Raw genomic sequence first — 8747 nt, 5'->3', positions numbered from 1 at the left:
CACAATATTGCGTGAACAAATGAGTGATTCACTGCAACAGGCTATTTTGACGGATCTGGAAGCTGCCGCAAAAGCGGGTCATCAGATATTGGCGAACGGCGGAGCGTCACTCGATGCGGTCGTTGCAGCAGTCAAAGTGCTGGAAGATTCCCCTCACTTCAATGCTGGTAAAGGCTCAGTATTAACACACAATGAAATGGTTGAGATGGACGCTTCAATCATGGATGGCAGTAATCTGGCTGCTGGTGCGGTGGCGGGCGTAAGGCATATTAAAAACCCGATTGAGCTGGCGCGAGATGTGATGCAAAAGAGCAATCATGTCCTGCTGGTTGGTGAGGGGGCCGAAACATTCGCTTTTGAAAATGGTCACCAATATACCGAACAAGATTACTTCTTTACTGATCGACGTTACGAACAGCTGCTCTCGATGCGAGAGAAAGGGGAGTTCGCGCTTTCTGAGTCTCGTTATCCGGATGATCGTAAACACGGAACGGTCGGTGCGGTTGCTTTGGATCAGCATGGTAACTTAGCGGCGGCGACCAGCACGGGTGGCGTGACGAACAAAAAATACGGTCGGATTGGAGATTCAGCGTTGATCGGCTGTGGAACAGTGGCTGAAAATGGTGTAGTTGCGGTTTCTACCACGGGCATGGGCGAGTTCTTTATTCGTAAACGCGTCGCAGAAGATGTGGCGGCACGAATACGCTATCTCAAAGAAGATGTACATACCGCCTGTGAGACAGTGATTCAGGGCGATCTAAAAGCCATGGGTGGGGAAGGTGGTTTGATTGCTATCGATGCCGAGGGAGAACTGCATTTTGCGATGAACAGTTCCGGCATGTACCGGGCGGGTATCAACACTCAAGGCGAGTTGAGTGTAAAAATCTATGCGGATGAATAGCCTTTGAAATAGAGCCCAAAAACAAAGCCCAGCTTATTGCCGGGCTTTGTTTCGTCTTTCTCGCCACACATTAGTAGTGTGGTGGTGGCGGCTCGTTGGCTGGATCTTCCATATTGGATGAGTCCATATTTTTTACTTTGCCCACCACGTATTTCATCTGATCTTGCATCTTAGTAATCAGCAATTGTTGCTGAGATAACGCTTGGTTCAGATCGTCAATCGTCTGTTCTTGGAACGCAGCCTGACACTCAAGGTCATTAATGCGCGCTTCCAGTTGCTGAATAAGTTTTTCTGTCATGATCCGTTCTCTAACTGCCAAGCCTGGGCGATACCTGCGGAAGTGGCAGTAATTACACGTTGTTTGGCATCAAAGGCTGCATCATACACGACCGCACGAGGAGGGCGAGTATCTTTTTTCGGCTCGACTTCAAATCCATCAACCCGTTTACCACTTTGAGTATCCCACACGGACACGCGACCGGATGGGCTGCCAGTGACCAGTTGAGAGCCGTCATCAGAGAACCTTGCGGTGGAGAATATCAGTTGACGAGACCAGCTGCTCAACTCCGACACTTTTTCACCTGTCTCCAAATTCCAGATAATGGCTTGGTTGCCGCCATCCGAGCTCATCGCCAGTTTCCCATCGCGTTGTAAAGCAACCCTTACCACTCGTTGCTCATGCTCAAAGGCTCGCAGAATCTGTCCGGACTCGGTATCCCAGAGAAAGGCCTTATAGTCATTGCCACCCGTTAGCGCAAAACGGCCATTGGGAGATATAGCCACGCTGTTGACTTTTTCTTGATGAGCAAGGAACTCCAGACGACGCCCGGTGACTAAGTTGACATAAATCGCTTTACCGTTTGAAAGTCCAAGCAGCACTTGTTCGCCGTTACTGGTGATGTCTATATCGCGAATCAGAGCATCTGAAATTGACCAAAGCCCTTTGGCTTGTGTCCAGCCTAGATCCCAGACCGCGAAGTTCATCTGGCCTGCGGTCACCGCATAACGACCGTTGTCTGAGATGCGAATATGAGACACCACATTCGCCTCAGCATCCAGTTCGCCCAGTTTGGCTAATTGTTCATTTTGCTCAAGGTCCCATAATATTAAGTGATCCATTTGAGAATAGAGCAGCGCGAATCGGCCATCTCGGCTCAGTGCAAAACTGGTCGACCCTTGCGGTTCAAGGGGCCAGCGTTGCACTTCAGACTCGGTAAAAAAGCAACCATTTAACGTGGTGATGACAATTAAATATAGGAATAAATGAGAAATTCTTTGCATCACATCTAATAATCCAGTTTGTGTCTTAAGACATATAGCTAGTATATTGGTATAACGATTGTCTTCACTAGTCTCATAGAAGAATTGTGCACAACAACCAATGGCTAAGCCATTATTGGGAGAATTTAATGAAATCAGTTTTAAAAGTGTCGCTACTTGCTGCAACAGTAATGCTAGCGGTAGGCTGTCAGAAAGAAGAAACAAAAGCAGAAGAAGCTGCACCTCAAGCTGAGCAAGTTCAAGCAGAAACTGGCAAAGCAGTTCACTTTAAAACCGACGATGACAAAGCGGCGTACGCAATTGGCGTTTCATTTGCTAACTACCTAAGCACTAGCATCGAGAAACCAAGCGAAATCGGCATCGACCTAAACAAAGACCTTGTTCTTAAAGGTATTGAAGATGTATTTAAAGGCAACGCTGAGCTAAATGAAGAAGAAACGCGCGCAGCGCTAGAATCTCTGGATAAGCGCGTAGCGGACAAGATGCAAGCGCAAGCGGCTGAGAAAGCGGCAGCAGCGAAGAAAGCTGGCGATGACTTCCGCGCTGAGTTTGAGAAGCAAGAAGGCGTAGTGAAAACGGAATCTGGTCTTCTTTACCAAGTGATCACCCCAGCAGAAGGCGAGAAGCCAAAAGATACTGACACAGTACAGGTTCACTACAAAGGCACACTGACTGATGGTACTCAGTTCGATAGCTCATACGATCGTGGCGAGCCAGCAACATTTCCTCTAAACCGTGTAATTCCAGGTTGGACGGAAGGCGTGCAGCTAATGCCTGTAGGTTCCAAATTCAAGTTCGTTATCCCGCCAGAGCTTGCTTACGGCGACCAAGACACTCCAAGCATTCCTGCTAATTCAACGCTCGTATTCGAAGTTGAACTGCTAAAAGTAGAGAATGATAAAGCTGAGTAATCAGAAAGACTCAAGCTAAGTCATTGAAAAAGGTCCGTTTAACGGGCCTTTTTTGTTCTAGGTCACTAGTTGGAGAGTTTGCTAGGTTGACTTTCAAATTTTCTGATAAACTTACACCAATTTGTTGATTTTTCGCTCGAAGGCTTATGACAACTACAGAAACAATTAATGCGGAGATGTTGCTCGAAATGGAATCCGTCAACGTGATGCCATTCACTGAGCACGATAAAATCATCTTGAGGTCTTACGAGGCGGTCGTTGATGGTATTGCCAGTCTGATTGGCCCGTTCTGTGAAATCGTTCTTCACTCTCTGGAAGATCTGAATACCTCTGCGATTAAAATAGCCAATGGTGAAAATACAGGCCGTCAGGTTGGTTCACCTATCACAGACTTAGCACTGAAAATGCTCAAAGACATCGAAGGCTCTGAGCGCAATTTCTCTCGTTCGTACTTTACGCGTGCGAAAGGCGGCGTGTTGATGAAGTCGATCACGGTCGCTATCCGTAATGGCGAGAACCGTGTTATTGGCCTGCTATGTATTAACGTCAATCTGGATGCGCCATTCTCGCAAGTGTTGCAATCTTTTATGCCAACACAAGAGGCCAAAGAGGCCGCATCATCGGTGAACTTCGCAAGTGATGTTGAAGAGCTGGTGGACCAGACGGTTGAGCGCACGATTGAAGAAATTAATGCGGACAAATCGGTATCAAACAACACCAAGAACCGTCAGATCGTTATGGAACTGTACGACAAAGGTATTTTTGATATCAAAGATGCGATTAACCGCGTCGCTGATCGTCTGAATATCTCTAAGCACACGGTCTATTTATACATTCGTCAGCGTAAAACTGAGGACGAATCAGAGTGAGTGGATTAACTTACTCTTTGCTTGTCAATGGCCCGGTGTACGGTAGCCAGTCTGCCCGCAGCGCCTATCAATTTGCCAAAGCGGTGGTTGAGCAAGGGCACACGGTAGTGAGTGTGTTTTTCTACCAAGAGGGCGTGAGCAATGGTAGCGCACTGAGTGTACCAGCCAACGATGAATTCGATTTGAATAAAGCATGGCAAGTCTTCGCTGAGGAGCACAGCGTGCGCCTTGAAACTTGCGTGGCAGCGGCTTTGCGTCGCGGGATTGTGAGTGAAGAAGAAGCCAACCAGCACGGCTTAACTCAAAACAATTTAGCGCAAGGTTTTACTCAGGCAGGATTAGGCAGTTTAGCCGAAGCAATGCTAACCCAGGACCGAGTGGTGCAGTTTTGAGCCAGTTAACTTATTTATTTCGTAGCGCGCCTCACGGGCAGTCCTCTGGACGCGAGGGTGTGGATGCCCTGCTTGCCGCTTCCGCCTATTGTGAAGACATTAGCGTGATATTTATCGGCGATGGTGTTTACCAGCTTTTACTAGGGCAAGACCCATCGGCCATTTTAAGCAAAGATTACGCGCCTATGCTCAAGCTATTCGATCTGTATGACATCGAACAAGTATTTGTTTGCTCTGATTCACTTGCGCAGCGAGGATTAGCTCAAGCCGACCTGGTCATCGATGCACAGGCGTTAACGCTTGAACAAGTTAAAGAGAAACTGCAACAAGCAGGCAAACTACTGTCATTCTGAGGACGCCATGTTACATATCATCAAAACCGTATCTGCCCTAGAAGATGCCGTGGCTCTGTGGAGTGAACAAGACGACATTTTACTTATTGAAGATGCTGTGTACGCTGCAAACCCACAGCATCAAGCGTTCCATCACGTCAAGAATACGGCTGTCTTCGCACTCGAGAGCGATATCCAAGCCAGAGGAATGGGGAATCGCATCAGTCCTTCCGTTAGCGTAGTGACCTATACCGGCTTCGTTGAATTGACCGTAAAACAAGATAAATCCCTTACTTGGGATTGAACATGAATTACTGTCGATAAAGCTTTACGGACTAATTCCCCCAATTGAACAAAAAAGATCCGTATATTTCTTGACACACCTCTCACTGCTGCATAGAATTTTGCGTCCCTAAATGCCTAATAGCAATTAGGGCTAGATTTTTCACAAAGCTTACTTTCAAGTAAATCAGGAGCTAGTTAATGGCAACTATTAACCAGTTGGTACGTAAGCCACGTGCAAAGCAAGTTGTTAAAAGCAACGTGCCTGCACTAGAAGCGTGCCCACAAAAACGTGGTGTATGTACACGTGTTTACACTACTACACCTAAAAAACCTAACTCAGCACTTCGTAAAGTTTGTCGTGTTCGTCTGACAAACGGTTTCGAAGTTACTTCGTACATCGGCGGTGAAGGTCACAACCTTCAAGAGCACTCAGTTGTTCTAATCCGTGGTGGTCGTGTTAAAGACCTTCCAGGTGTGCGTTACCACACTGTTCGCGGCGCACTAGACTGTGCTGGCGTAAATGACCGTAAACAAGGTCGTTCTAAGTACGGTGTGAAGCGTCCTAAGTCTTAATGGATTCCGTTAAGTAAGGCCAAACACTAAATTATTTTTAATTTTTTGAAAAAACTGAAAAGTTTTGGATAAAACCTGAAGAAGACAACGGAGATAAATCCATGCCACGTCGTCGCGTCATTGGTCAGCGTAAGATCCTTCCAGATCCAAAATTCAAATCTGAATTGCTGGCAAAATTCGTTAACATCCTAATGGTTGACGGTAAAAAATCTACTGCAGAGAAAATCGTTTACACTGCACTAGATGCTATGGCTGAAAAGTCTGGTAAAGACCACTTAGCTATTTTTGAAGAAGCTCTTGAAAACGTACGCCCTGCGGTAGAAGTTAAATCTCGCCGTGTTGGTGGTTCAACTTACCAAGTACCTGTAGAAGTACGTCCGGTTCGCCGTAACGCACTTGCTATGCGTTGGTTGGTTGAAGCTGCGCGCAAGCGTGGTGAAAAATCTATGGCTCAACGCCTAGCTGCTGAAATGCTAGACGCGTCTGAGAACAAAGGTACTGCGGTTAAGAAACGTGAAGACGTTCACCGCATGGCTGACGCAAACAAAGCGTTCGCTCATTACCGCTGGTAATACCTTCTGTGCTGCGAGGTTCTCTCGCAGCACTTTTCTATACTCTAAGGTACACCTTAGTAAGAGGATACAATCGTGGCTCGTAAAACTCCTATTGAGCGCTACCGTAATATCGGTATCTGTGCTCACGTAGATGCAGGAAAAACAACCACAACTGAGCGTATTCTGTTCTACACTGGCCTTTCTCACAAAATCGGCGAAGTTCACGATGGTGCAGCAACCATGGACTGGATGGAGCAGGAGCAGGAACGTGGTATCACTATCACTTCAGCTGCGACTACGACATTCTGGCGTGGTATGGAAGCACAATTCCCAGAGCATCGCGTAAACATCATTGATACCCCTGGACACGTTGACTTTACTATCGAAGTAGAGCGTTCTCTTCGTGTACTTGATGGTGCTGTGGTTGTGTTCTGTGGCTCATCTGGTGTTGAACCTCAGTCTGAAACTGTATGGCGTCAAGCAGACAAATACCACGTTCCACGTATGGTTTTTGTTAACAAGATGGACCGTGCAGGCGCAGACTTCCTACGCGTTGTGGACCAAATTAAAAATCGTCTTGGTGCGAATCCTGTTCCAATCCAACTTAACGTTGGTGCAGAAGAGGACTTCAAAGGTGTCATCGACCTTATCAAGATGAAAATGATCAACTGGAGTGAAGCCGACCAAGGCATGTCGTTCACATACGAAGACATTCCAGCTGACATGATCGAGCTTGCCGAAGAATGGCGCAACCATATGGTTGAATCTGCTGCGGAAGCTAGCGAAGAGCTGATGGACAAGTACCTTGAAGAAGGTGAGCTGACTGAAGCTGAGATCAAGCAAGCGCTACGTACTCGTACACTAAATAACGAAATCGTACTTGCCACTTGTGGTAGTGCGTTTAAGAACAAAGGTGTTCAAGCGGTACTAGATGCAGTGATCGAATTCTTGCCATCACCAGCTGATGTACCTGCAATTAAAGGTGTTGATGAAAGAGAAAATGAAGTTGAGCGTCACGCTGACGACAACGAACCTTTCTCTGCGCTAGCGTTTAAGATCGCGACTGACCCATTTGTGGGTACGCTTACTTTCATGCGTGTTTACTCTGGTGTAGTAAACTCAGGTGACGGTGTCTACAACTCTGTAAAAGAGAAGAAAGAGCGTTTTGGTCGTATCGTTCAGATGCATGCCAACAAGCGTGAAGAAGTTAAAGAAGTTCGCGCTGGTGATATCGCCGCTGCTATTGGTCTGAAAGACGTAACTACAGGTGACACTCTGTGTGACCAGAACCACAAAGTGATTCTGGAACGTATGGAATTCCCTGAGCCAGTTATTCAGATTGCTGTAGAACCTCGTTCTAAGGCAGACCAAGAAAAAATGGGTATCGCGCTAGGTAAACTGGCTGCTGAAGATCCATCATTCCGCGTGGAAACGGACGACGAAACAGGTCAGACTCTGATCTCAGGTATGGGTGAACTTCACCTAGATATCATCGTTGACCGTATGAAGCGTGAATTCAGCGTTGATTGTAACGTTGGTAAACCTCAGGTTGCTTACCGTGAAACCATTCGTGGTAAAGCGGAAGTGGAAGGTAAGTTTGTTCGTCAATCAGGTGGTCGTGGTCAATACGGTCATGTGTGGATCAAACTTGAGCCTTCAGAGCCTGGTGAAGGTTTCGTATTCGTAGACGAAATCGTGGGTGGTGTGGTTCCTAAGGAATACATCAGCTCGGTATCGAAAGGTATCGAAGAGCAAATGAATAGTGGTGTTCTAGCGGGTTACCCTGTACTAGATATTAAAGCTACACTATTTGATGGTTCTTACCACGATGTAGACTCAAGTGAGATGGCGTTTAAGATCGCTGGCTCAATGGCATTCAAGAAAGGTGCACTAGAAGCGCAACCTGTGATTCTAGAGCCAATGATGAATGTCGAAGTAACCACTCCGGAAGATTGGATGGGTGACGTTGTTGGTGACCTAAACCGTCGTCGCGGTATCATCGAAGGTATGGATGAGGGTGTGGCTGGTCTGAAGATCATCCGTGCTCAAGTTCCACTATCTGAGATGTTTGGTTACGCAACAGACCTACGTTCTGCAACTCAAGGCCGTGCGTCTTACTCTATGGAGTTTCACGAGTACGCTGAAGTGCCGAAAAACTTCGCAGATAAAATTATTGCAGAGCGTGGTTACTAATTGACGACTGAACGGCAAAAAGTTTACGACTTTTTGCCAGATCAAGCCGTCCAAATATTGCGCTAACGAGCGTTGGCGCATAAAATAACAATTTCTGGCGCGTCGTCGATCAATAATGATCGCGGCGAATCATAACTAGGAAGGAACACGATCGTGTCTAAAGAAAAATTTGAACGTACGAAACCGCACGTTAACGTTGGTACAATCGGCCACGTTGACCACGGTAAAACAACTCTAACTGCTGCAATCTGTACTACTCTAGCTAAAGTGTACGGCGGTGAAGCGAAAGACTTCGCATCTATCGATAACGCTCCAGAAGAGCGTGAGCGCGGTATCACAATCGCAACTTCTCACGTTGAGTACGACACTCCAACTCGTCACTACGCACACGTTGACTGTCCAGGACACGCTGACTACGTTAAAAACATGATCACTGGTGCTGCACAGATGGACGGT

Annotated in this window: 12 protein-coding genes; 10 read left to right on the top strand and 2 right to left on the bottom strand. The window is 46.8% G+C overall.

The annotated features are described in order from the left end of the window. A partial coding sequence (locus tag L9Q40_RS16345) for an isoaspartyl peptidase/L-asparaginase family protein (protein ID WP_498793956.1) occupies nt 1–901 on the top strand: 901 nt, incomplete at its 5' end. A 70-nt stretch (nt 902–971) separates the two neighbouring features. Here L9Q40_RS16345 and L9Q40_RS16340 read toward each other — a convergent pair. Next, a complete protein-coding gene (locus L9Q40_RS16340; RefSeq protein WP_014233178.1) occupies nt 972–1199 on the bottom strand; it encodes a SlyX family protein in 228 nt (75 codons plus the stop codon). Next, the gene (locus L9Q40_RS16335; RefSeq protein WP_372378692.1) at nt 1196–2182 is read right to left on the bottom strand and encodes a WD40 repeat domain-containing protein; all 987 of its coding nucleotides are present in this window, start codon (nt 2180–2182) and stop codon (nt 1196–1198) included. Before L9Q40_RS16335 ends, L9Q40_RS16340 begins: the two co-directional genes overlap by 4 nt. A 128-nt stretch (nt 2183–2310) precedes the next feature. On the opposite strand from L9Q40_RS16335, the gene fkpA reads away from it, so the two are divergent. The 9 genes from fkpA to L9Q40_RS16290 all read left to right on the top strand — a co-directional run. Beyond that, on the top strand, nt 2311–3093 hold the full coding sequence (gene fkpA, locus L9Q40_RS16330; RefSeq protein WP_014233176.1) for an FKBP-type peptidyl-prolyl cis-trans isomerase: 783 nt from the start codon (nt 2311–2313) through the stop codon (nt 3091–3093). Nucleotides 3094–3239: 146 nt separating this feature from the next. Next, nucleotides 3240–3962 carry a helix-turn-helix transcriptional regulator gene (locus tag L9Q40_RS16325; RefSeq protein ID WP_014233175.1) on the top strand — a complete coding sequence of 241 codons (723 nt, stop codon included), beginning with the start codon at nt 3240–3242 and terminating at the stop codon, nt 3960–3962. Further along, the gene (tusD, locus tag L9Q40_RS16320; RefSeq protein ID WP_434172377.1) at nt 3959–4354 is read left to right on the top strand and encodes a sulfurtransferase complex subunit TusD; all 396 of its coding nucleotides are present in this window, start codon (nt 3959–3961) and stop codon (nt 4352–4354) included. The genes L9Q40_RS16325 and tusD overlap by 4 nt, the downstream gene beginning before the upstream one ends. Next, on the top strand, nt 4351–4707 hold the full coding sequence (gene tusC / locus L9Q40_RS16315) for a sulfurtransferase complex subunit TusC (RefSeq protein ID WP_014233173.1): 357 nt from the start codon (nt 4351–4353) through the stop codon (nt 4705–4707). Before tusD ends, tusC begins: the two co-directional genes overlap by 4 nt. A gap of 7 nt (nt 4708–4714) precedes the next feature. Beyond that, nucleotides 4715–4990 (top strand): sulfurtransferase complex subunit TusB, encoded by a 276-nt coding sequence (gene tusB, locus L9Q40_RS16310; protein WP_498793955.1) that lies wholly within the window; start codon nt 4715–4717, stop codon nt 4988–4990. Nucleotides 4991–5169: 179 nt separating this feature from the next. Then, a complete protein-coding gene (rpsL, locus tag L9Q40_RS16305; RefSeq protein ID WP_004399892.1) occupies nt 5170–5544 on the top strand; it encodes a 30S ribosomal protein S12 in 375 nt (124 codons plus the stop codon). A 101-nt stretch (nt 5545–5645) separates the two neighbouring features. After that, nucleotides 5646–6116: a 30S ribosomal protein S7 gene (gene rpsG, locus L9Q40_RS16300; protein WP_005382796.1), complete on the top strand. Its 471-nt coding sequence runs from the start codon at nt 5646–5648 to the stop codon at nt 6114–6116. Between the two features lie 75 nt (nt 6117–6191). Then, entirely contained in the window at nt 6192–8291 is a 2100-nt protein-coding gene (gene fusA / locus L9Q40_RS16295; RefSeq protein WP_014233171.1) for an elongation factor G, read from the top strand. Between the two features lie 153 nt (nt 8292–8444). After that, nucleotides 8445–8747 (top strand): GTP-binding protein (locus L9Q40_RS16290; RefSeq protein ID WP_498793954.1); only part of this gene is annotated, 303 nt, incomplete at its 3' end.

The organism is Allocatenococcus thiocycli (assembly GCF_921292965.1).
Taxonomy (GTDB): Bacteria; Pseudomonadota; Gammaproteobacteria; order Enterobacterales; family Vibrionaceae; genus Vibrio; species Vibrio natriegens.
Note: the sequence above shows the minus strand (reverse complement) of the source record. Positions and strands in the feature narration are given on the sequence as shown.